The organism is Pseudarthrobacter sp. fls2-241-R2A-168, assembly GCF_030209335.1.
Taxonomy (GTDB): domain Bacteria; phylum Actinomycetota; class Actinomycetes; order Actinomycetales; family Micrococcaceae; genus Arthrobacter.
The window spans coordinates 55,760-78,505 of sequence record NZ_JARVSG010000012.1; the positions used below are offsets into that span (position 1 = coordinate 55,760).

The window sequence follows — 22,746 nt, forward strand, 5'->3', positions numbered from 1 at the left end:
CTCCATCGATTATTCGCCTGTGTTAGCGCTAAACATCGTATCGCCAAAGTCGCCGCTGGGGCGGCGGACGGCAGGCCGCCGTCGTCAGAAACGATGGCTAGAGTTGCCGTATGGTGAACCGGGAACTCCTTGAGGCTGTCCGCAGCCAGCTCCGGGACATGGCCGACCCGAAGAGGGCAGCCGGAGCGCAGGCGTACATGAAATCCGCCATCCCTTCGCTCGGTGTCCGGGTGCCAGAGGTGCGCCGGCTGGCTGCCGGGGCAGTTGTCCGCTATCCCTTCGACTCGGCGGAGCAGGTCCGTGATACCGTCCTGGAGCTTTGGCGCACCGCCGGCTTCCGCGAGGAACGGTATGCCGCGATCGATTTGACCGCCGGCAGGCTGGTGGCCACGGATCTGCAGATGCTTCCGGTCTACGAGGAAATCATCCGCGATGGCGCGTGGTGGGATTTTGCCGACGGTGTTGCCAGCCGCATTTGTACACTGCTGCAGGCCAACCGGCAGGAGATGACTGCCGTGATCCTGGGCTGGAGCACGGATCCTGACTTCTGGATCAGGCGCGCTTCCCTCACCGCACAGCTCAAGGCCAAGGCCAACACGGACCCCGAACTACTCCGCCGCGTCATCGAAGTGAACCTGGCTGACCCCGAGTTCTTCATACGGAAGGCTATTGGCTGGGCGCTCCGGGAGTATGCGAAAACAGCACCTGACTGGGTAGCGGAGTTTGTGGCCAGACACCAGGGAAGCATCAGCCCGTTGTCCCGCCGGGAAGCGCTGAAGAACCTGCCTAAATGACCGGACGCTCGAGGACTGGTTCACCGGTCTTCCGGAACAGGCTGCGCGTGCGGGGGTCCCAGAAAATCAGGTAGAGGCCAAACAGCAGCCCCGTGACCGCAGCGGCAACACGCGCCAGGGCAAGAGCCAGCCCGAGGTCCGCCGTCTGGAGGTACGGGAACACCTCCAGCTGGTCCGAAATGGCATAGATCATAAAGAACGAGACCACGAAGTACAGGGCCTTGACCTGCCAGTCGTTCCGGATGCCGGTCACGGCGAACAGCGGAATAAGCCACACCACATACCAGGACTGGATCATGGGGGCCAGCACAACGATCGCCGCAAACCCAAGGGTGAGGCGGCGGATAAGCCGGTCATGCTCACCCCGGAAAATCTGCCAGGCGAGGATACCCACCGCCAGCAGCTTCCCGGCGTCGAACACCCAATCGGCAAGGACACGCCCGTCCAGTCCGAAAGCGTTGGCCAGCGAGGCCACCACCATGCCGATCAGCCCTACCGGCGCGTACCAGATGAAGATGCTGCCGGGGGCGGACAGCCCGTTGATCCAGCCGAACCCGAACCCGTTGACCAGGCTCATCAGCACCAGGATTCCCAGGCTCAACCCGGCCGTCAGGCCCCAGAAGGCGAACTTCCGCAGCCAGCCGGCGTTTTTCCCCGCCCAGAGCAGGCCTATGAAGGGCAGGAACACAATGGTGATCGGTTTGACTGCAATGGACAGGGTCACCAGGACGATGCCACGGACCACGCGGCGGGTGGCGGAGTAGTAAAGGCCGGCAAGCGCCAGCCCGATCATGAGGGCATCGTTGTGGACGCTGGCGATGAAGTTGGTCAGGAACAGTGGATTGGCAGCCGTCAGCCACAGTGCCCGGTTCGGGTTAACTCCATGCAGCGCTGCGAGCTTGGGCACGTAAATCACGCACAGGACCACCCCGGCCAGGGACACCAGCCGGAACATCATCACGCTGGCCTCCGGCTGGACATTGGTGGACCACACCACAAACTGTTCGATCCACAGGAACAGCTGGCCATACGGAACCGGGGCCTCGGTCCACATTTTGTCCGCACCCAGCTGGAAGTAGTTCGACAGCGCCGAAATCCCGTTCTCGTACGGGTTGAAACCCTCCACCATCAGGCGGCCCTGCCCGATATACGCGTAAACGTCCCGGCTGAACAGCGGGACGCTGAACATCATGGGCAGCCCCCAGGCCACCACAGCCATCAACGTCGCCTGCCGGGCCTGGTCCCCCCAGACCCGGATCCGCTGGCCAAGCCGCAGCCAGGCGCGGACCAGGAGCATCCCGCCCACTGCGAGCAGGACGATGGAGAGCGCAACGCCGGCCGCTTCGGCCCGCATCCAGATGAACAGCGGCACCCTGCGGAGTTCAGAAACGGGGGCCAGCCAGCCCACGCCCAGGGACCCGATCAGCATAAACATCGAGCCCACAAATCCGGCCAGGAGCGGAGAGCGGGGATTATCGACGTCGGCCCCGTCTGCTGCAGCAGAGTCCGCGGCCGCCAGTTCCCCCGCTGCAGGCACAGGCGCCGTCATCTCAGGATGGTCCAATCTCTTGCGTTTGCGCGATTCTGCCCGGCGGGCTGCATGGCCGGCACAGGCGGGTAACAACGACAGCAAGTGGTCCCGCCGCGTACCCGAAATCCTAACACCGGCAGGCAGTCCGGAGGTGTAACGGTAGGCTGGTCCGGTGCCTATATCTAACGAACGAATCGTCTGGATCGACTGCGAAATGACCGGCCTGGACATCAAAAACGATGCCCTGATCGAGGTTGCCGCACTGGTCACCGACTCGGAACTGAACATCCTCGGCGACGGCGTGGACGTCGTAATTAAACCGGACGACGCCGCCCTGGCCCAGATGAACGATTTCGTCCGGGACATGCACACCAAATCCGGCCTGCTCCAGGAACTCCCCTACGGAACCACCATGGCCGCGGCCGAGGCGGCAGTAATGGAATACATCTCAAAGTGGGTGCCGGATCCCCGCAAGGCTCCACTGGGCGGAAACTCCGTGGGAACGGACCGCGTCTTCCTGTCCCGCGACATGCCGGCCGTCGTGGAGCACCTGCACTACCGCGTGATCGACGTCAGCACCATCAAGGAACTCTCCCGCCGCTGGTTCGCCAGGGCCTACTTCCAGTCGCCGGCGAAAAAGGGCGGCCACCGCGCCCTGGGGGACATCAAGGATTCCATCGACGAACTGCGCTACTACCGGGACGCGGTGTTCGTTCCGGCGCCCGGGCCGGACAGCGCCACGGCCCAGCGGATCGCCAAGCGCATTACCGGTTCCCCGGACGGGCAGCCGCAGGAAGCGTAATCTGCGCCACGTTTGCGGGAAATTTCGGTGAAATCGGCAAAAGTGGACGAAGCACCCCTGAAGAGCAGGTAAGCTATTTGAGTTGCCTTCCCAGGGAGCCGGTCAGCCGGTAGATCTGCAGGGCGCATGGTGGGCTTAGCTCAGTTGGCAGAGCGCCTGGTTGTGGTCCAGGAGGTCGCGGGTTCAACCCCCGTAGCTCACCCTCACAGTAAGGAGGCCGTACCGGATATCCGGTGCGGCCTCCTTTGCTTTGCATCAACTGCTTCTGCACTGGATACCGCCGGAGGACCGCGAGATGACTGTTCTGCCAATCACCATCTGGGGAGAGCCCGTCCTGCACCGCAGGGCGGCCGAAGTTGAAGTCTTCGACGACGAACTGCGGGCCCTGATCGCGGACATGTTCGAAACAAATGACGCGGCCAACGGTGTGGGCCTTGCTGCCCCGCAGGTGGGGGTCGGCAAGCGGATCTTCGTCTACAAATACGCCAACGACGACGGCGCTCCCCCCACCGGGGTGCTGGTGAACCCCGTGCTCACGCTGTCGAAGATTTCCGGCGCCGTCCCCGATCCTGACGAGGAGGAAGAGGGCTGCCTGTCCTTCCCCGGCGGCGCTTATCCGCTCAAGCGTGCCGAGTGGGCGCGGGTGGAGGGTTTTGACGGCTTCGGCGAGCCAGTGAAGTTCGAGGCCACAGGCTGGTTCGCCCGGGTCATCCAGCATGAGTACGATCACCTGGACGGAAAGCTGTACGTCAACCGGCTCATGGACCGCTATGCGCGCAAAGCGCTGAAGCAGGCCAAAAAGAGCGGCTGGGGGGTTCCCGGGCTGACGTGGATGCCGGGCGTTGACCCGGACCCCTTCGGGCATTAGGCCCGACGGCGGGACTGCGTCTGCCTGCCCTTGCCGGCCCCAGCACACGGTCAGGAAAGCGCCCGGGATTCAGCGGGCTGATACGGTCCGCTGGTCCGGACATGACCCCAGGACGCGTTTCATCGCTTCCTTTTCGGCTTCCGTGACCCATAAGCCATAGGCTGCCTTCACTGAAATCTGGCGCGCCACGTAGTGGCAGCGGATCGAAGTGTTTTTCGGCAGCCAGGTGGCGGCGTCACCGGCGCTCTTCTGCTGGTTCGCCGGTCCGTCCGCGGCGATGAGGTTCAGCGGATCGTTCGCCAGGCTCTGCCGCTGCGCCGCTGTCAGTCCTTGGGCGCCCTTCTGCCAGGCGTCCCCCAAGGCGACCACATGGTCAACCTGGACTGCACGGCTGCTGTCGGAGCCCCGCCGGAAGTCCACGAACTGGCCGGTATAGGGTTCGTGGAAAGAGCCGGCCGCGACCCGGCACTTCGAGCCTTCAACGAACAGCACGCCGGCAAGGTCCCGCCGCAGGATGTCATTGCGTGTATCGCAGCCGTTCCGGTCAACGTCCTGCCAGGCCTGTCCAAACGCTTCGCGGTTATACGTGTCCTTGGCCGCGCGTCCCTTGACGGCAAGGCCGTCAAGGGCGGAGAGGGCAGTGCCTTCGGGCACCGCATGCACCGGGACTACGGGATTCATCCAGGCCGGATCAAACACCGGCGCCTCGGTGGGCCCGGACGCGGCCGGCTCCGCTGCGGCGAACTGGCCGGCGGTAAAGAACCAGAACAGGGCTGCGAGTGCTGAGACCGCAGCCAGGGCGAGCACCGCCCAAGCCTGCCGGGAACGACGGCGGGCACGCCGGTAGGCGGACCAGCTCACGGTCATGGGGCTTCGGCCCGTCCAGTACTGTTATGCACCAGAAGAGCCTAGGACACCCGCCCGCCCTCCTTGCAGATATCCACACTGTGGAGGGCGGGTGAGGGGTCAGCCCACGCGGTTATTGCTCCCGCATCACGCGCCGGAGGTCCTCCTCGGCAATGGCCAGCAGTCCCTCAAGCTGCCGTACCCGGTCGGCGCTGACGTCGCCGGTCGCATGCCCGGCGCGGGCGCCTTCGAGCAGCCGGACGGCTTCTTTGTGGTTGGCCTTGGCCACGTCCAAGGCGTGTTCCAGGGTGGTCTCGTGCTCAAGCGTCGAATCTTTATCCATGGCACCAGTGTGGTCCCGTTTCCCGACTGATTCCAGCGAATCAGCCGGGAAATCCCTGAGGTCCGGGTTAGCGGGTCAGACGGCGATTGCGGCCAGGGCGGACGCCGTCTCCTTGGCGGGGAAGGACGGCGGGTTGACTCCGGCCATCTCTTCCATCACGCGGACCACCTGGCAGCTGTAACCGAACTCGTTGTCGTACCAGACGTAGAGCACCAGGTTCTTCTCGTTCGAGATGGTGGCAAGGCCATCCACGATGCCTGCACGCCGGGAACCGACGAAGTCCGTGGAAACAACCTCAGGCGAGTCGATGTAGTCGATCTGCTTGCGCAGGTCCGAGTGGAGTGACATCTCCCGCAGGTATTCGTTGACCTCGTCCTTGGTGGTCCCGTTTTCCAGGCTCAGGTTCAGGATGGCCAGGGAAACGTCCGGGGTGGGGACGCGGATGGAGCTGCCAGTGAGCTTGCCCAGCAGTTCGGGCAGGGCCTTGGCCACGGCCTTGGCTGCGCCGGTCTCGGTGATCACCATGTTCAGTGCGGCCGAGCGTCCGCGCCGGTCACCCTTGTGGAAGTTGTCGATCAGGTTCTGGTCATTGGTGAAGGAGTGGACCGTCTCGACATGGCCGTGGACCACGCCGAACTTGTCGTTGATGGCCTTCAGGACCGGGGTGATGGCGTTCGTGGTGCATGAAGCCGCGGACACAATCTGGTCCGTGTCCTCGATGGTGCGGTGGTTGATGCCGTGAACGATGTTCTTCAGCTCGCCCTTGCCCGGGGCGGTCAGCAGCACCCGTGCCACGCCCTTGCTCTGCAGGTGCTGGGACAGGCCCTCGGCGTCACGCCAGCGGCCGGTGTTGTCCACCACAAGCGCGTTGTTGATGCCGTAGGCGGTGTAGTCAATGGTGGCGGGGTTGTCCGAGTAGATGACCTGCACCTGGACGCCGTTGGCGGTGATGGTGTTGGCCGCCTCGTCCACGCGGATGGTGCCTTCGAAGGAGCCGTGGACCGAGTCGCGGCGCAGCAGGCTGGCGCGCTTGGACAGGTCGTTGTCGGAGCCCCTGCGGACCACGATGGCGCGCAGCCGCAGGCCGTGCCCGCCGCCTGCCTTTTCGATCAGGAGGCGGGCCAGGAGGCGGCCGATGCGGCCAAAGCCGTAAAGCACGACGTCGGTGCTGGTGCGGTCGTCGCCGCCCCGCTTGCCCACAATCTCAGCCAGTTCTTCGCGGAGGAACTCCTCCAGGGTGGCGTCGCCGCCCTCCTCCTTGAACTTCTGGTTCAGCCGGGCGATATCGATCGCGGCGGCACCAAGCTCCAGCCCGGCCAGGGTGTTCAGCAGCGGAGCGGTTTCCTCCAGCAGCAGTTCGTCCTTGCTCATCCTGCGCGCGAAGCGGTGCGCCTTGAGGATGTTCATGGTGGACTTGTTGATCAGGCTCCGGCCGTGGATGCTGGTGACCACGTTGTTTTCGCGGTACAGCCGGCCGATCACCGGAATCATGGCCTCGGCGAGGGCCTCGCGGCCCATCCACGTATCAAGACAAGAATCTGACGTCTGGCTCACAGAAATACCTTCCTCGGTTCAGCCGCGTACGTCCTCGTACACGGATGTCGGCCACCTGATGGTGTCCAGGGGCACCGGCACCTGCGGGGATTGTTCCCCAGGCACCTGGATCGTATGCAAAAGAAAACCGCCGGTTGCAAACGCAACTTTCGGCGGAAGAACTCCTGCGTCCGGTATCCATTCTAATTTGGCAGACTGCCCCGGGACGGCCCAAGGCGCGTGAAATCACTCACACAGGACGGGTGGGCCGCTTAGTTGTGGAGGGCCGAATAGAGATTGAGGCTGGCGGAGAACACCACCCACGAAAGGTAGGGCAGAACCAGCAGTCCTGCCCAGGTATGGACCGGGCCCGCTTCCACCACCAGCAGGGCCAGGACACACGCCAGGGCGCAGATGATGGCGAAAGCCAGCCACAGTGCAGCGGACCCCATCATGGGGAACATGGCAAAGAACATCAACGGCCACGCCAGGTTCAGCACCAGCTGCAGCCCGTAGTACCCGAGAACGCGGCCCGACAGCGCTCCCCTGCGCCACACCAGCCATCCGGACAAACCTATGCAGGCATAGAGCCCGATCCACACCGTACGGAACATCCACCCGGCCGGCATCCATGGTGCCTGTTTTGAGCTGGCGAACCAGCCGTTGGAGTGCAGGATGATCGGGATGGACGCCAGGATACAGACGGCATAAGAGACGGCCAGGAATCCGGCCAGGGCGGCCACCTGCCGCCCCGCTGAGGGGACGCGCCGCCGCGTGGTTCCGGGGGAGGATTGTCCATCAGTATTCGCGGGCACGGTTCAGCATCCCCAACACAGCTTCCAAGGTCAAACCGGACTGGGTGGATGGGTTGACCGATACGCCGGGTTCTGTGCTCCTGCCCCGTTGCCGGTGCGGGAGTAGCGGCCATCCATCTACGAACGCCGTTGCCGGCGCCCTCCAGCGGCCTACCCGGACACTCGGGCGAGCAGCCCTCGAACGTGCCCTGTCTGGCCTTGCTCCGGGTGGGGTTTACCTAGCCTTCCCGGTCACCCGGGAAGCTGGTGGTCTCTTACACCACCGTTTCACCCTTACCTGCTTCGTGCCGCTTTCAAACCGGCGCGACCCAGGCGGTCTGTTTTCTGTGGCACTGGCCTGCGGGTTACCCCGAGTGGGCGTTACCCACCACCCTGCTCTATGGAGCCCGGACGTTCCTCGAGCCACTTGCGTGACGCGCGGCCGCCTGGTCAACCCATCCAGGTCCAGTCTACCGGCGGCCGGCACGTTTCCCTCCGCCGGTAGGATCGGACGGTGCTGATTCTGCTTCCCCCCTCCGAAGGCAAGACACCCGCGGTCCGAGGATCCGCCGTCGACTGGCCTTCCCTCAGCTTCCCGCAGTTGAACACCTACCGGGCTAAAGTGCTGGACGCGCTCGGAACGGTGAGCGCCCATGAGGACGCCCTCGCGTTGCTGGGCGTGGGAGCATCACTGAAGGACGACGTCGCGCGGAACACCCGGCTGCATGCGGAACCTGCCGCTCCGGCCCACCAGATCTATTCCGGCGTGCTCTATGACGCGCTCGGCTATAAGACGCTGACCCCGGCGCAACGGCGCAAGGCGGATGAATCGGTGCTGGTGGTTTCGGCGTTGTGGGGCGCCATCCGTTTCGCCGACAGTGTTCCGGCCTACCGGCTGTCCATGGGCACTGCCCTGCCCGACGTCGGCCGCCTCGCCTCGTTCTGGAAACCGCAGCTCTCGGATGTGCTTGCCGAAGCCGCTTCCGGGCATCTGCTGGTGGACTGCCGGTCAAGCACTTATGCAGCTGCGTGGGCTCCCCCGGCGGCACAGACAGTCATGGTCAATGTCTTCACCGAGGTCAACGGCGTCCGGAAAGTAGTCAGCCACTTTGCCAAGCACACCCGGGGCGAGCTGGCCCGGCACCTGCTGGCTCGCCGGGGCAAGGCGCCTGCGACGCCGTCGGACCTCCTGAAAGCCGCCCGGGAAAAGTGGGAGGCTGAACTCGTGGCGGGTTCAGCGCGGAAACCCCACGCGCTGAACATCATCCTGCCGGGCTGACTCCCCCGCCCCTCCCCAACTAAGTAGCGCTAAGTGTCGTTATGGCGCTCCAAAACGACACTTAGCGCTACCCAGTTGGGTCAGGCCCACTCCTCCGAGCGGACCAGGATGGCGCCGGAGTCAGGGCAGAACACGATGTCGTCCGCTGCTGCGGCCTTTATTTCGGCGAGGTCGCCGGGGCTCAGCTTCATTCCGGAGGCCTCGGAGGTTCCGTGGAACAGCCGCGCCGCGCCCACTCCCCGCTTCGCCAGGGTCTTTTCGTAAACAGCAAGCATTCCGGCATCGAGCCCGGCCGCGAATTCGGCCCGCTGGGTGCGCAGCCCGGCAGCTTCGGCCTCCACCTCGGCCAGCGCGGCATCCAGTTCGGCCCGGATGCCGCCAAAGGATCCCTGGATGTCGTCCACGATGGCCTGCTGTGCCGCCTGTTTGGCGCGCAGTAAGTCAAGCCGCTCAAGAACTTCGAGCTCCACGTCCTCAAGGTCCGAGCGGCGCTTGTTAAGGGAAGCGATGTCCTTCTGCAGCGCGACCAGGTCCTTGGAGAGGCCTGTGCCGCTGTTCAGCCGGGCCTCGTCCCGTTCGATGCGGGTGGCAACCTGCTCCACATCGGCCTCGGCGCGCTTCAGTTCGGTTTCGGCGTCGTGCACAGCAACTTTTGCCGCGCCCAGCTCACCGTTGGCCACGGACAGGGCGGCTTCGAGGTCCTTGATGCGGGGGTCGTTCTCGAGCGAGCGGCGGCGGTTTGCAAGCGACTTCAGCCTGGCGTCCAGCCCCTGCAGCTCAAGCAACTTCAACTGTTCCGCCGGTGCTGCCTTCGCCACTGTTACCTCCGCTTGCTTCCTGCCGGCCGAAGCCGGGCACCGTACCGGCGCTTCCTAGACTCTAGCGCCTGGCCCGCTCCCCTGCCTCGAACGGCAGGCCTACCCCGGAGTGAGGATGAAGTCCCAGGGATCGCTGTTGGTGGTGCTGACCTGGATTTCAACCTCATGGCCCTGGTCCGCGAGGACGTTGCCCAAGGCGGCAGCCGCGGCAGGCAGCCACAGCCACTCGCTGGCGAAATGCGAGACGTCCACAAGGTAGGGCCTGCCGTTCAGTGCAGCTTCCCTTGCCTCGGAGGCGGGGTGGTGGCGCAGGTCAGCGGTAACGTATACGTCTGCATTGCTGGCGCGCACCTCGTTGAACAGGGAGTCCCCGGCGCCGCCGCACACGGCGATCCGGCGGACCAGGCCGTCCTTGTCCCCGGAGACACGCACTCCCCCGGCGACGGAAGGCAGGATGCCGAAAACCCGGGCGGCGAAATCACCCAGCGTCATGGCGTCCGCCAGGTCCCCCACCCGGCCGATCCCTTCTTCGGGAAGGCCGTTCGCGGCAACAGTGAGCGGGGCGACGTCCTGCAGGCCGAGGGCGTCGGCGAGGACATCAGAAACGCCTCCGACGGCGGAATCACCGTTGGTGTGCACTGTCAGCAGGGCTGTGCCCGACTCGATGAGACGGTGGACGGCCCTTCCTTTGGGAGTAGTGGCGGCAACCGTGGTGACACCCTTGAGCAACAGGGGATGGTGGGTGATCAGGAGCTCCGCGCCCCATGCAACGGCCTCGTCAATGACCTCGAGTGTGGGATCCACCGCAAACATCACCCGTGTGACCGGCGCCGAGGGGTGTCCTGCCACCAGGCCCACCTCGTCCCAGTTCTCTGCCAGGGATTCCGGCCACAGTTCCTCAACTGCCAGGAGCAGCTCGCCCAGCGTGGGAGCCTGCGGCTGCTCAACCGCCTCCCCGCCGGAAGGGGCCTCGCCGTCGTGAGGTTCGCCGTCGTGTTTCTCCGGTCCGGTAACGTCGGTGTCCACAGGTTCCATAGTCTTAGTTTTACCCCATTGCACGGCCCGGGCAGCGCCTTTGCTGCCCGCCCCCGGACGGCCGGGGAATCATCCGGCGCCGCCAACCATTGAAGAGGTCATGAAAACTTTTGTTTTAGGCGGAGGCTGCTTCTGGTGCCTTGACGCCGTTTACCAGAAGACCAGGGGCGTCAGCTCCGTAGTGTCCGGCTACACCGGCGGCCACGATCCGAACCCGGACTACTACTCGGTCTGCAACGGCACCACCGGACATGCCGAGGTGGTGGCGGTGACGTTCGACGAGGATGTCATCCCTGCCGATGTCATCCTGGACATGTTCTTTGCCCTGCACGACCCCACCACCCTCAACCGCCAGGGGTACGACGTGGGCACGCAGTACCGCTCGTCCATGTTCTACGAAACAACCGAAGAGAAGATCCTGTTCGAGGAAGCCATCGAACGGAACCAGGCGCTGTGGGCGCATCCCATCGTCACCGAAGTCAGCCGACTCCCACGGTTTTACGTTGCCGAGGAATTCCACCAGGACTACTACGCCAAGCACCCGGAGCAGGGATACTGCCAGGTGATCATCAACCCGAAGCTCGCAAAGGCCAGGAAATATTACTCTGCATGGCTTAACGCTTAGCGGGTGTTACGCGGCCTCGTTAGGCTGACCTCAGTATTCACCCCTAACCAGATAGGCGTATCTACATGGCACGGATTTATGACGACGTGACGCAGCTCGTCGGCGGCACCCCGCTGGTCAAGCTCAACCGGCTCAGCGAGGGGCTGGATGCCACCGTTGCCGTCAAGCTGGAGTTCTACAACCCGGCCAACAGCGTGAAGGACCGCATTGGTGTGGCCATCGTGGACGCGGCAGAGAAGTCCGGTGCCCTGAAGCCGGGCGGAACCATCGTGGAAGGCACCTCCGGCAACACCGGCATCGCCCTGGCCATGGTGGGCGCTGCCCGCGGTTACAAGGTCATCCTGACCATGCCGGAGACCATGTCCACCGAGCGCCGCGTGATGCTGCGCGCCTTTGGTGCCGAGATCGTCCTCACCCCCGGCTCAGAGGGCATGCGCGGGGCCGTGGAGAAGGCCCAGGAGATTGTGGCCAACACCGAGAACTCCATCTGGGCCCAGCAGTTCGCCAACGAGGCCAACCCGGAGATCCACCGCACCACCACGGCCGAGGAAATCTGGGCTGACACCGAAGGCCAGGTGGACATCTTCGTCGCGGGCATCGGCACCGGCGGAACCGTCACCGGCGTCGGCCAGGTCCTGAAGGAACGCAAGCCCGGCGTGCAGATCGTGGCCGTGGAGCCCAAGGACTCCGCCATCCTCAACGGCGGGGCACCCGGCCCCCACAAGATCCAGGGCATCGGCGCCAACTTCGTGCCCGAAATCCTGGACACCAACGTCTACGACGAGGTCCTGGACGCCACCCTCGAGGACTCTGTACGCGTGGCCCGTGAGCTTGGCGTCAAGGAAGGCATCCTGGGCGGCATTTCCTCCGGCGCCATCGTCTGGGGCGCACTGGAGCTGGCCAAGCGCCCGGAGAACGCAGGCAAACTGATTGTTGCCGTGGTTTGCGACTTTGGCGAGCGTTACATCTCCACGGTGCTCTATGACGACATCCGCGGCTGATTAGAACCGCCGTCCGCCCGTTTCCTGTAGAAAGAACTTTGTGGGCTTTTTCGCAAGACTAAAGGAAGACCTCGACGCCGCCCGGTCCCACGACCCGGCGGCTCGAGGTTCTTTCGAGAACTTTTTCGCTTATTCCGGCCTGCACGCCATCTGGGTCCACCGGCTGACGCACCGCATGTGGCAAAACCCGGCGCTCCGGTTCCCGGCGCGCCTCCTGTCCCAGCTGGGCCGGTCCTGGACCGGTATTGAAATCCATCCCGGCGCCACCATCGGCCGGAGGTTCTTCATCGACCACGGCATGGGCGTGGTGATCGGCGAGACCGCCGAGATCGGCGAGGACGTGATGATCTACCACGGTGTCACGCTGGGTGGACGTTCGCTGGCCAGGATCAAAAGGCACCCCACCATCGGGGACCGGGTCACCATCGGCGCCGGCGCCAAGATCCTGGGGCCGATCACCATCGGCCGGGACAGTGCCGTGGGCGCCAACGCCGTAGTGGTCAAGGACGCACCGCCGGAATCCATCGTTACCGGTGTTCCTGCCAAATGGCGGCACCGGGACGCGCAGCGGGAAACCAAACCTGCCGTCGACCCGGCCGAATACGATATTGAGTACCGGATTTAGGCTCTAGCGTCCGGCTCCAATGGCCCGTCGATGCCGCCCATATGGCAGCATCGACGGGCCTTTAGTGTTAAACAAAGCGGCCGGCAGTTCCTGGAAGAAGAGTCCAGGAACTGCCGGCCGTTCGCTTGCCGTGGAGCGGACGCTAGTGCGTGTCCACTGCCTCGATCTCGGACTTGTCCTCGCCCCAAAGGGTGTGGAACGTGCCCTCGGCGTCAACGCGGCCGTAGGTGTGGGCGCCGAAGAGGTCGCGCTGGCCCTGGATCAGGGCGGCAGCAACGCGCTTGCGGCGCAGGCCGTCGTAGTAGGCCAGCGAGGAGGAGAACACCGGAACCGGGATGCCCAGCTGGACGGCGGTGGCAACCACACGGCGCCAGGCGGGCAGTGCGTCGGCGATGGCCTTGGTGAAGGCCGGGGCAAACAGCAGGTTGGCGGGCTTCTCGTCCGCAGCGTAGGCCTTGGTGATGTCCTTGAGCAGTTCGGCGCGGATGATGCAGCCGGCGCGCCACAGGGAGGCGATCTCGTCCAGCTTCAGGTCCCAGCCGTATTCCTTTGCGGCGGAGGTGAGCATGTCCAGGCCCTGGGCGTAGGAGACCAGCTTGGAGGCGTACAGCGCCTGCCGGACGTCTTCTACGAAGGTCTCCGGGATTTCAACGGATGCTTCGTTGCCGGCGAGAAGTTCCTGGCCGAGCTTGCGCTGGCCTGCCTGGGAGGACAGGGCGCGTGCGAACACGGATTCGGCGATGCCGGAGACCGGGGAGCCCAGTTCCAGTGCGGAGATGACCGTCCAGCGGCCGGTTCCCTTCTGGCCGGCCGCGTCCACCACGACGTCCACGAACGGCTTGCCGGTCTTGGCGTCAACGTGGCCCAGGACCTCTGCCGAGATTTCGATCAGGAAGGAGGACAGTTCGCCCTTGTTCCACTCAGAGAAGATCTTGGACTGCTCGGCCGGCTCGATTCCGGCACCGGAGCGCAGCAGGTCGAAGGCCTCGCCGATGACCTGCATGTCGGCGTATTCAATGCCGTTGTGGACCATCTTGACGAAGTGGCCGGCGCCGTCGGTTCCCACCCATGCGCAGCACGGTTCGCCGTCCACCTTGGCGGCGATCTTTTCCAGCAGCGGGCCGAGGGCCTTGTAGGACTCCTTGGAACCGCCGGGCATGATGGACGGGCCGTTGAGGGCGCCTTCCTCGCCGCCGGATACGCCGACGCCCACGAAGTGCAGGTCCTTCTTGGCCAGCGCGGCTTCGCGGCGGCGGGTGTCCTCGTAGTGGGAGTTGCCGGCGTCGATGATGATGTCGCCGGCTTCCAGCAGCGGCTCCAGCTGTTCGATGACGGAGTCCACGGGCTTGCCGGCCTTAACCATGATCAGCACTCGGCGCGGCTTCTCCAGCGAGTCCACGAGCTCCTGCAGGGTTTCCGTCCGGACGAAGTCGCCCTCGGAGCCGTACCGTTCGAGCAGGGCGTCGGTTTTCTCGACTGACCTGTTGTGCAGTGCGACGGTGAAGCCGTTCCGCGCGAGGTTTCGGGCGAGGTTGGCACCCATGACCGCAAGGCCGGTGACACCGATGTGTGCAGACATCAAAACTCCAATTCATACTGTGCGATGGATGTGCAGCTGCTTCCTTGGCGGAAGCACAGTTGCAGACCGGGGGTCTGAATAAAGCATATATATTCGGGCGGTCACAAAAAAGTAACGCCCACCTATTGGAACCCTTTGTGTCTCGGGCCGTCCACCACAAAGGCAGTGCGGGAGGGCAGTCCCACTAGGCTTGACTCCATGACCACCAGCCTGCACCACCGTGCCATCGAGAATCTTGGCACCCGGATTATCTCGGGCAACCTGCCCGCCGGGCACGTGATGCTGGCCGAGCAGCTGGAGGTTGAACTGAAGGTTTCGCGGTCGGTCATCCGCGAGGCGGTGCGCGTCCTGCAGTCCCTTGGCCTGGTGGAAACCACCAAGCGGGTGGGCATCAGGGTGCTGCCGCCCAGCCGCTGGAATCCCTTTGACCCGCAAGTCATCCGGTGGCGCCTGGCCAGCGACGCCCGGGGAGCCCAGCTGCGCTCACTGGCGGAGCTGCGCGCCGCCGTCGAACCCGCGGCGGCAGAACTTGCCGCCCAGAACGCGCCGGCGCCGCTGCGCCTCGAGCTGGTGGACGTTGCCTATGCAATGCGCGACGCCGGGCACAACGGTGAGGTGCCACGCTTCCTGGAGCTGGATATCCAGTTCCATTCGCTGCTGCTCTCCGGCTCCGGCAATGAGATGTTCGCCAACCTGATGGGCCAGGTGGCCGAGACGTTGACCGGACGCACCGTTCATGGCCTCATGCCCGACCACCCGCACGAGGCCGCCCTGCAATGGCACGTGGATGTAGCGGAGGCCATTTCCAGGGGTGACAGCGCCGCGGCGCGGGAGGCCTCGGACCGGATCATGCGCCGCACCATGTCCCAGATGTCGGATACGTGGACGGAGCAGCCGCGGGTGTTTATCCCCGTGCGGCGCTGACACTGCTGGAGCAGCGGGGTTCCATCAGACCCGGGCCAGCGACGCCTTCCGTGATATTCCGTGCACGTCGGCCTCCCAAGATTGGGGCAAGAGTTGTTCACTATCCTTGCCTCTATTCAGTATGATGAACAGCATGACCCCTCCTCTTACTGTGGCCATTGCCGTCCCCCTTGAAGCTGAGCTCTTGGACCGCATCCGTGCCGTCGACCCGTCCGTTACCGTGCTGTACGAGCCCGAACTACTGCCGCCGGAGCGGTATCCGGCCGACCATGCCGGTGATCCCGCTTTCCGGCGGTCCCCGGAGCAGGAGGAGCGCTACTGGGCCATGGTCAACCAAGCACAGGTCCTCTACGGCATGCCCAACGAAAGCCCTGCAGGGCTTGCCCGCGTGGCAGGCGAAAATCCGCACCTCCAGTGGGTGCATGCCATGGCAGCGGGAGCCGGCGGGGCGGTCAAGGCCTCCGGCCTCGATCAGGAAACGCTGCAGAAGTTCAAGGTGACAACCTCCGCAGGAGTCCACGCCCTGCCGCTGGCCGAGTTTGCCACCATGGGAATCCTCAACGGATTCAAGCGCACCGCGGAGCTGGTCCGCGACCAGGAAGCCAAGGTCTGGCCCGAGCTGCGCACCCCCACCCGCCTGGTGAGCGGTTCCACGCTCGTTGTTGCCGGCCTGGGCGAGATCGGCCTGGAAACAGCGCGCCTTGCCCGCGCCCTGGGCATGAAGGTCAGCGGCACCAAACGAACGGTGGAACCGCTGGAAGGCATCGAGGAGGTCGCCACCAACGATGGCCTTCCAGCTCTCCTGGCCGCGGCAGATGCAGTAGTCAACACATTGCCGGGAACGCCCTACACGGAAAAGCTCTTTGACCGCGACGTGTTCGCGGCCATGAAGCCGGGCACCGTCTTCGTCAACGTGGGCAGGGGAACCGTGGTGGACGAGGAAGCCCTCCTCGAGGCCCTGGACAACGGCCAGGTCTCCTACGCCTGCCTTGACGTTTTCGCAGTAGAACCACTGCCGCAGGACAGCCCGCTGTGGAGCCACCCGAACGTACTGGTCTCGCCCCACACCTCCGCCCTCAGCGCAGCGGAAAACCGCCTGATCACCGAGCGCTTCTGCGGAAACCTCCGGATCTTCCTGGACGGCGGGGAACTCCCCCACCTCGTGGACACCGTGCATTTCTACTGAACCTGGCCGGACACACAAAAGGGCGGCTTCCCCACCAGGGAAGCCGCCCTTTGGCGTTGGCCAACGAGTACCTAGCTGGCGTCCTCCACCAGGACCAGGTCCCTGCCCACGGTTTCAGGCGTGAAGAACGTGGCCACAAACGAGATCGATGCCAGGACCAGTGAATAGATGGCAGGAACCAGCCACGAGTGGTTGGTCGCGGCCAGAAGGGCCACACCGATCATGGGGGCAAAGCCTCCGGCGAGTACGGCGGACAGTTCCCGGCTCAATGCAACGCCCGTGAAGCGGTGCTGGGAGCCAAACAGTTCCGGCAGCAGGGCGCACTGCGGGCCAAGCATTGACTGCACGCCCAGGGCGATGCCCACCACCATAACTGCCCAGACCAGCGTGACGTTTCCCAGGGTCACCAGGTAGAACGCCGGCAGGGCAATGACTGCCTGGAACAAGGCGCCATACCTGTAGACGGGGACGCGGCCAAAACGGTCGGAGAGGGCGCCGAACGTCACTACCATCACAGCGGCGAACCCGGCAGCAATCAGCAGACCGGTGGGGCCGATGAATTTGTCGCCCGCAAACACACCGGCGGGCATGCTGATGAACGACACCAGGAGCGCGGAGTAGATGGAGGAGTTGCCGTTCTCGCCCATCCGCAGGCCGATGCCCACCAGGACGTTCTTTTTGGAGTGCTTCCAGATCTGGCCCACGGGGTTCTTCACCACGGCCTTGTGCTTCTCGAGCTCCTGGAAAACCGGCGTTTCCTTCAGGCGGAGGCGGATGAAGACAGCAATAACAATCAGGATGAAGCTGGCCAGGAACGGCACCCGCCACAGCCAGCCCTGCAGGACCGCCTTGTCAGCCAGCGCCATCAAGGCAAAGGTTCCGGCGCCCAGGAGGGTGCCCAGCTGGATGCCGACGAACGGCAGCGAGGCGAAGAACCCGCGACGGCGGCGCGGGGCAACTTCCGAGATCAGCGTGGTGGCGCCGGCCTGCTCAGCGCCGGCCCCCAGCCCCTGGATGATGCGCAACGTCACCAGAAGGACTGCGCCCAGCATGCCCGCCTGTTCAAAGGTGGGCAGCAGGCCGATGGCGAAGCTCGCCATGCCCATCAGCCCGATGGTGAGGATCAGGACCATTTTGCGGCCGAACCGGTCCCCGATGTAGCCAAAGACGACGCCGCCAAAGGGGCGGGCCGCAAAGCCCACACCGTACGTGGCAAAGGAGGCGATAACTGCCCCGCTTTCGCCGAGCGGGGCAAAAAACAGCGGTCCGAAGATCAGCGCCGAGGCCAGGCCATAGATGTAAAAGTCGTAGTACTCCAGCGCGGAGCCGACGGAACTGGCAAGAGTTGCCCTTCGCAGCTGGTCCGGTTCGACGACGGCGCCGTCCGCGGCCTGCGGTGCTTTAGTACGAGTTGTCACAAGAACTCCCTCATCACACTCCAGGCCCCCGTTGGCCTGGTGGGTCAGTGAAGGCACACGTTGTGCGAATCACTATGCTGAACAGCGTACAGTAAGTTGAACAGCTGGCAAACGCCTTGCCGAAATAATCCCGTTGGCCGGGGTTTCGCCGCTAGCCCATCGGGTTTCCGAGGGAACGGGCCAGCTCCCGGAGCTCCTTGACCATCTGCGATCCCTGCTCCTCGGTGTAGGTGGCCTTGAGTGCCGTGACGGATAGTCCCAGGCTGGGACCGTGGGCACCCCTGGTGGGTACGGATACAGCAAGGCACACCACACCGGTAGTGGACTCCTCGTCCTCAAAGGCGTAGCCCTGCTCACGGATGGTGCGGAGCTGGGCTTTGAGCTCTGCCCCGGTCCTGAGGGACTTGGGCGTCATAACGGGCAGCTCGGCGTCGTCAGGGAACATGTCTTCAATGTCGTGAACGTTCAGGCGCGCGATCAGCGCCTTGCCCACCGCGCACAGCGAGACCGGCATTTTGTCGCCGATGTTGGAGGTCAGCCTGACAGCGGGGTGACCTTCATAGCGGGCAAGGTAGATGACGTTCGTTCCGTCCAGCATGGCAATCCGTACCGTTTCCCTGGACAGCATGGGAGCCTGTTCGCAGTACCGGTAGAACTCCTGCACCTCGTCCAGCCGGCTCAGGTAGGCGGCACCGAGTTCCACGAGCTTGCGGCCCAGGGTGAACTCCGCTCCCTGCCTGCTGATCAAGCGCGCTTCCTCCAGTGCCAGCAGGAGGTTGGACGTGGAGGACTTCGGGATGCCGAGCTCGCGGGCGAGATCGCTCAGCGTCAGTCTTCCGGTTGCCGATGCGGCGAGGGCATCCAGCACCGCGGCTGCACGGGTAACGGCGGGCGCCGGCGAGGTGCTTCCCAGGCCGTCGGATGATCGGGAGTTGCGGGAATCGGCCATGATTCTCCTTATATAGGCGCCTGCACTGGTCATGCTGTTCATCCAGCTGAACACCAACCATCATAATGGCTGGAGGAGTGCTCGAGCGTTGGCGCCCGCGGGCTTTCCGGTGCCCCCGACACACTTCCGGGATGACTTCATGTTTCGGGCAGTTCACGGTATATTCATCTCAGACCCTCCACCGCGGCATCCCCCAATAGTCGCGGTGGAGGGTTTTCCAATGCCCCGACCCTGCATGCGCGTCCCCGGTCCTGGCCGGGCAGCCGACGCAGACCCATCCTCAGGCTGCGTCCGCCACGGCCTGACGCAGCCGCCATCCGCCGCCAAGGCCATCCCGCTCCAGCACCATGGTGGTCAGCGCCGAGTTGCTGTTTCCTCCAAGCCTCACCTGGACCTGGAGGACCTCCACATCAACACGGCCCAACCCCTTGGGCATGCGTCGGTTGACTTCCCACCAGTTGACGCGCTCGAACCAGCGCACCGGCTCGGCACCCAACGCCCATTCCCTGCCGTTGCTGATGACCGCCGTCGGCATTCCGTTGGTTCCCGTCCGCACCATCACATGTTCCATACCTGAAAGCTACGGCCGGGCACTGACATTTTGGCCGCCAACCCACATTCTCCGGGGCGGGCAGGCGGGAACGAAAAAACCCTGTTGTTTCCGCCGCGGGGCGCAAACAACAGGGTTTCCTGGTGGGTCCTACCGGGATCGAACCGATGACATCCACGGTGTAAACGTGGCGCTCTACCAGCTGAGCTAAAGACCCAAAACCGCTGAATCCGGCGCTTCAGCGCCGCAACCAACGAACATAGACTCTACCCGACGCATGCCTCCAAACGCGAATCGGCGCACCAGGGCGCTGCCGGTTTCCTAGAGGGGCGGAAGCGCGGCTGCCAGCCAGGCCAGGGATTCACTGACGCCGGCCTCCAGTTTGATACTTGCCTTATCATCACCACGGGTGGGTCCACGGTTGATGATGACGACGGGCTTTCCGTCCTTGGCGGCATGCCGGACGAAGCGCAGCCCGCTCATCACCGTCAGTGAAGATCCTGCGGCTACCAGGGCCCCGGCCTCGTCAACCATCCGGTACGACCGTTCAACCCGGTCCTTTGGCACATTCTCCCCGAAGTAGACAAAGTCCGGCTTGAGTGTCCCGCCGCAGGCAAAGCAAACAGCAACAACAAAACTGCTGATAAGCGCCTGGTCCTCGACGGTGGCATCAGCGTCCGGAGCCATCTCCACCAGGCCTGTTTCCGCGGCGCGGGACAGGAAGCCCGGGTTGAGCTCCTCCAGCACTCCGGCCAGGACGCGCCTTGAATATGTGCGGTGGCATGCCAGGCACACCACCTGGTCATACCTGCCATGCAGGTCCACCACGTTCACGCTGCCTGCGTCTTCATGCAGCCGGTCGACGTTCTGGGTAATGAGTCCAGTGAGGTAACCGCGCCGCTCGAGTTCGGCGGCAGCGTAATGGCCCTGGTTGGGATCGGCATGGCGCAGATGGGACCAGCCAATGTGGTTCCGGGCCCAGTAGCGCTGCCGGTTCGCCTCATCCTTGACGAACTCCTGGTACGTCATGGGTGAACGCGGCGGCGAACCCGGCCCGCGGTAGTCCGGGATTCCGGAGTCCGTGCTCAGCCCCGCCCCGGTGAGCAGGACAAACCGCTTGCCCGCAAGGACCTCACGGATGCTGAGCAGAACCTCCCGCTCCCCGTCAGAGGGAGTGGCTGCAGCCACAGGCGGCAAGCTGGCAAAGCCTGTCAGGCCTACGCCCGCCCGCTGCTGTGCCATGGGATCCTCAGTCCTGCCCCAGGCCTGCCAATGCGGCACGGTATTCCTGGAAGTCGCGGGCCTGGCCACGGGGATTCACTACCGAATACCGGATTATTCCGGCCTCATCGATGATGAAGGTACCGCGATGCGCCATGCCGCTGTCCGCGTCAAAGACGCCATAAGCCCGGGCCACCTCACCGTGCGGCCAGAAATCCGCCAGCAGGTCGAAGGCGTACCCTTCCTGGGCTGCATAAGCCCGCAGGGCGAACTTGCTGTCAACGGAGACGGCCAGGACCGTGGCGTTGGCTGCCTCGAACATGGCCAGGTTGTCCCGTATCTCGCACAGCTCCCCGGTGCAGATGCCCGAAAACGCGAACGGATAAAAGACCAGGACCACGTTCCCGCCCCGGAGGGATGACAGCCGGACCGGCTCGCCGTACTGGTTGGCGAGTTCGAAGTCAGGTGCTTGTACGCCGAGGGCGGGCGCAGCTACAGGGGCAGCGCCAAGCGCTGCCGTCACTTGTTTTTCCTGCTGACCAGGCGGGCGGCGCTCCAGTCCTTCGAGACGCCTGCCGAGGTTGTTACATGCAGGCCGGCCGTCGGGGCAGCTTCCTGGATGTCCGCCGGCGAGACATACCCGTCCCGCCCGGACTTCGGGGTGAGGACCCAGACCACGCCGTTTTCACCCAGGGTGGTCAGCGAATCCATCAGGCTGTCCACAAGGTCCCCGTCGCCGTCGCGCCACCAGAAGATGACGGCATCCGCCACTTCGTGATCATCCTCATCGAGCAACTCGGAACCCGTGAGGTCCTCAATATCGTCACGCAAGTCGAAATCGACGTCGTCGTCGTAACCGAACTCCTGAATCAGATCCCCGTTCTTGAAACCCAATTTTTCCGCCACATTTACCGAAGTGGCGGCGTCGGCCTCGCTCACGTGTTCCTCCAATGCCTCATACATGCAGTGCGCATAGTGATTTCCATTACTCCCAAGCCAACACCCTTTGTGCCTGCGCTTCAAGCTGCAGCCCCTTGAGCACGCCATATTCTGCGTCACACCGGGACAGGCAGCACGCGTCGCAGCGGCTTTTCGTCACACAACCAGTATGACGGCGAAATACAACAGAGCCGCCCAACCCGCGGCTACGCATCGCGTTGGGGTGAGAGTTAGAGTGGCAGGTGACAACTATGCCTGCGGGGCAACAACCCTGTAACTCCAATGCAGACGTAGGAATGCTAGGACCCTGCCCGGCACACATGACCGGGCTGTTGTAACCGATACGTCGCACACGGCGTATATACGCCGGGCGGTCACCCTGCCCGGCCTGAGTGCGCCTCTATGCGCGCAAAGAGAGGTTGGACGTGGCTGCAGGAGAAGATACCTCCCATATCCTCAGCGGGTTGACTAACCAGCTGCCTGATCGTGATCCGGAAGAGACCGCCGAGTGGGTTGAGTCCCTGGATTCGTTGATCAGGGAACAGGGCACCGAGCGTGCCCAATACATCATGCGGAGCCTGTTGCAGCGCGCGGGGGCGCAGAGCGTGGGCGTGCCGATGGTGACCACCACCGATTACGTGAACACCATCCCGGCGGACCAGGAAGCGCAGTTCCCGGGCAACGAGGAATACGAGCGCCGGTACCGGGCGTACATGCGGTGGAACGCCGCCGTGATGGTCCACCGGTCCCAGCGCCCGAACATCGGGGTGGGCGGGCACATCTCCACCTACGCCGGTGCTGCGACCCTGTACGAGGTGGGCTTCAACCACTTCTTCCGCGGCAAGGATGCCCCCGGCGGCGGGGACCAGGTCTTCTTCCAGGGCCACGCTTCCCCCGGCATGTACGCCAGGGCGTTTATGGAAGGCCGGCTCTCCGAGGAGGACCTGGACGGGTTCCGGCAGGAAAAATCCCGCGCCGGCCACGCCCTGTCCTCCTACCCGCACCCGCGGTTGATGCCGCAGTTCTGGGAGTTCCCCACCGTGTCCATGGGCATCGGGCCGATGAACGCGATCTACCAGGCCCAGT

At 64.3% G+C, this 22,746-nt stretch carries 24 protein-coding genes, 2 tRNA genes and 1 other RNA gene; 11 read left to right on the forward strand and 16 right to left on the reverse strand.

Annotated elements, in window-relative coordinates; genetic code table 11:
• The first annotated feature begins 110 nt into the window (after positions 1-110).
• Positions 111-794: a DNA alkylation repair protein gene (locus tag QRN11_RS09145; RefSeq protein ID WP_285250708.1), complete on the forward strand. Its 684-nt coding sequence runs from the start codon at positions 111-113 to the stop codon at positions 792-794.
• Here the strand turns inward: QRN11_RS09145 and mptB are convergent.
• On the reverse strand, positions 787-2,343 hold the full coding sequence (gene mptB / locus QRN11_RS09150; protein WP_285250709.1) for a polyprenol phosphomannose-dependent alpha 1,6 mannosyltransferase MptB: 1,557 nt from the start codon (positions 2,341-2,343) through the stop codon (positions 787-789). The genes QRN11_RS09145 and mptB overlap by 8 nt on opposite strands.
• Before the next feature lie 154 nt (positions 2,344-2,497).
• On the opposite strand from mptB, the gene orn reads away from it, so the two are divergent.
• The 3 genes from orn to def all read left to right on the forward strand — a co-directional run bounded on the left by orn (position 2,498) and on the right by def (position 3,995).
• A complete protein-coding gene (gene orn / locus QRN11_RS09155; protein WP_091422767.1) occupies positions 2,498-3,127 on the forward strand; it encodes an oligoribonuclease in 630 nt (209 codons plus the stop codon).
• A gap of 129 nt (positions 3,128-3,256) precedes the next feature.
• Positions 3,257-3,329, forward strand: a tRNA-His gene (locus QRN11_RS09160).
• Positions 3,330-3,422: 93 nt separating this feature from the next.
• Positions 3,423-3,995, forward strand: a complete 573-nt coding sequence (gene def, locus QRN11_RS09165; RefSeq protein WP_091422764.1) for a peptide deformylase — start codon at positions 3,423-3,425, stop codon at positions 3,993-3,995.
• Between the two features lie 69 nt (positions 3,996-4,064).
• Here def and QRN11_RS09170 read toward each other — a convergent pair whose 3' ends face one another.
• The 5 genes from QRN11_RS09170 to rnpB all read right to left on the reverse strand — a co-directional run bounded on the left by QRN11_RS09170 (position 4,065) and on the right by rnpB (position 7,969).
• The gene (locus tag QRN11_RS09170) at positions 4,065-4,862 is read right to left on the reverse strand and encodes an HNH endonuclease family protein (protein WP_285250710.1); all 798 of its coding nucleotides are present in this window, start codon (positions 4,860-4,862) and stop codon (positions 4,065-4,067) included.
• A gap of 112 nt (positions 4,863-4,974) precedes the next feature.
• A complete protein-coding gene (locus tag QRN11_RS09175; protein WP_091422760.1) occupies positions 4,975-5,184 on the reverse strand; it encodes a hypothetical protein in 210 nt (69 codons plus the stop codon).
• A gap of 75 nt (positions 5,185-5,259) precedes the next feature.
• Positions 5,260-6,738, reverse strand: coding sequence for a glyceraldehyde-3-phosphate dehydrogenase (locus QRN11_RS09180; RefSeq protein WP_142064385.1), 1,479 nt, complete (start codon positions 6,736-6,738; stop codon positions 5,260-5,262).
• A 251-nt stretch (positions 6,739-6,989) separates the two neighbouring features.
• Complete coding sequence (locus QRN11_RS09185) at positions 6,990-7,532, reverse strand: TspO/MBR family protein (protein WP_285250711.1); 543 nt, start codon at positions 7,530-7,532, stop codon at positions 6,990-6,992.
• A 45-nt stretch (positions 7,533-7,577) separates the two neighbouring features.
• An RNA gene (gene rnpB / locus QRN11_RS09190) (RNase P RNA component class A) lies at positions 7,578-7,969 on the reverse strand.
• A 56-nt stretch (positions 7,970-8,025) separates the two neighbouring features.
• Here rnpB and QRN11_RS09195 point away from each other — a divergent pair.
• A complete protein-coding gene (locus QRN11_RS09195; RefSeq protein WP_285250712.1) occupies positions 8,026-8,790 on the forward strand; it encodes a YaaA family protein in 765 nt (254 codons plus the stop codon).
• A gap of 80 nt (positions 8,791-8,870) precedes the next feature.
• Here the strand turns inward: QRN11_RS09195 and QRN11_RS09200 are convergent, their stop codons facing one another.
• The gene (locus QRN11_RS09200) at positions 8,871-9,608 is read right to left on the reverse strand and encodes a zinc ribbon domain-containing protein (protein WP_285250713.1); all 738 of its coding nucleotides are present in this window, start codon (positions 9,606-9,608) and stop codon (positions 8,871-8,873) included.
• Positions 9,609-9,707: 99 nt separating this feature from the next.
• A complete protein-coding gene (locus tag QRN11_RS09205) occupies positions 9,708-10,634 on the reverse strand; it encodes a Nif3-like dinuclear metal center hexameric protein (protein WP_091422749.1) in 927 nt (308 codons plus the stop codon).
• A 109-nt stretch (positions 10,635-10,743) separates the two neighbouring features.
• Between QRN11_RS09205 and msrA the strand changes: the two genes are divergently transcribed.
• The 3 genes from msrA (at position 10,744) to epsC (ending at position 12,894) form a co-directional block, all read left to right on the forward strand.
• Positions 10,744-11,268: a peptide-methionine (S)-S-oxide reductase MsrA gene (msrA, locus tag QRN11_RS09210; protein WP_285250714.1), complete on the forward strand. Its 525-nt coding sequence runs from the start codon at positions 10,744-10,746 to the stop codon at positions 11,266-11,268.
• Positions 11,269-11,333: 65 nt separating this feature from the next.
• Complete coding sequence (gene cysK / locus QRN11_RS09215; RefSeq protein WP_142064399.1) at positions 11,334-12,269, forward strand: cysteine synthase A; 936 nt, start codon at positions 11,334-11,336, stop codon at positions 12,267-12,269.
• 40 nt (positions 12,270-12,309) lie between these two features.
• A complete protein-coding gene (gene epsC, locus QRN11_RS09220) occupies positions 12,310-12,894 on the forward strand; it encodes a serine O-acetyltransferase EpsC (protein ID WP_091422740.1) in 585 nt (194 codons plus the stop codon).
• A 142-nt stretch (positions 12,895-13,036) separates the two neighbouring features.
• Here the strand turns inward: epsC and gnd are convergent, their stop codons facing one another.
• Entirely contained in the window at positions 13,037-14,473 is a 1,437-nt protein-coding gene (gene gnd, locus QRN11_RS09225) for an NADP-dependent phosphogluconate dehydrogenase (protein WP_285250715.1), read from the reverse strand.
• Positions 14,474-14,671: 198 nt separating this feature from the next.
• Between gnd and QRN11_RS09230 the strand changes: the two genes are divergently transcribed.
• Together QRN11_RS09230 and QRN11_RS09235 are read left to right on the forward strand one after the other, a co-directional pair.
• Positions 14,672-15,397, forward strand: a complete 726-nt coding sequence (locus QRN11_RS09230; RefSeq protein ID WP_285250716.1) for a FadR/GntR family transcriptional regulator — start codon at positions 14,672-14,674, stop codon at positions 15,395-15,397.
• A 121-nt stretch (positions 15,398-15,518) separates the two neighbouring features.
• Entirely contained in the window at positions 15,519-16,583 is a 1,065-nt protein-coding gene (locus QRN11_RS09235; protein ID WP_350223977.1) for a D-2-hydroxyacid dehydrogenase, read from the forward strand.
• A 71-nt stretch (positions 16,584-16,654) separates the two neighbouring features.
• On the opposite strand, the gene QRN11_RS09240 is transcribed toward QRN11_RS09235, so the two are convergent.
• From QRN11_RS09240 to QRN11_RS09270, 7 genes are all read right to left on the reverse strand, one after another.
• Complete coding sequence (locus QRN11_RS09240; protein WP_285250718.1) at positions 16,655-18,001, reverse strand: MFS transporter; 1,347 nt, start codon at positions 17,999-18,001, stop codon at positions 16,655-16,657.
• 151 nt (positions 18,002-18,152) lie between these two features.
• Complete coding sequence (locus QRN11_RS09245) at positions 18,153-18,950, reverse strand: IclR family transcriptional regulator (protein WP_285250719.1); 798 nt, start codon at positions 18,948-18,950, stop codon at positions 18,153-18,155.
• A 280-nt stretch (positions 18,951-19,230) separates the two neighbouring features.
• Positions 19,231-19,521: a hypothetical protein gene (locus QRN11_RS09250; protein WP_170850935.1), complete on the reverse strand. Its 291-nt coding sequence runs from the start codon at positions 19,519-19,521 to the stop codon at positions 19,231-19,233.
• Between the two features lie 120 nt (positions 19,522-19,641).
• Positions 19,642-19,717, reverse strand: a tRNA-Val gene (locus QRN11_RS09255).
• Positions 19,718-19,821: 104 nt separating this feature from the next.
• On the reverse strand, positions 19,822-20,742 hold the full coding sequence (locus QRN11_RS09260) for a Sir2 family NAD-dependent protein deacetylase (protein ID WP_285250720.1): 921 nt from the start codon (positions 20,740-20,742) through the stop codon (positions 19,822-19,824).
• 7 nt (positions 20,743-20,749) lie between these two features.
• Positions 20,750-21,244, reverse strand: a complete 495-nt coding sequence (locus QRN11_RS09265) for a peroxiredoxin (RefSeq protein WP_285250721.1) — start codon at positions 21,242-21,244, stop codon at positions 20,750-20,752.
• On the reverse strand, positions 21,241-21,660 hold the full coding sequence (locus tag QRN11_RS09270) for a DUF3052 domain-containing protein (RefSeq protein WP_285250722.1): 420 nt from the start codon (positions 21,658-21,660) through the stop codon (positions 21,241-21,243). The genes QRN11_RS09265 and QRN11_RS09270 overlap by 4 nt, the downstream gene beginning before the upstream one ends.
• A gap of 425 nt (positions 21,661-22,085) precedes the next feature.
• On the opposite strand from QRN11_RS09270, the gene QRN11_RS09275 reads away from it, so the two are divergent.
• Positions 22,086-22,746 (forward strand): pyruvate dehydrogenase E1 component-related protein (locus QRN11_RS09275; protein WP_502935022.1); only part of this gene is annotated, 661 nt, incomplete at its 3' end.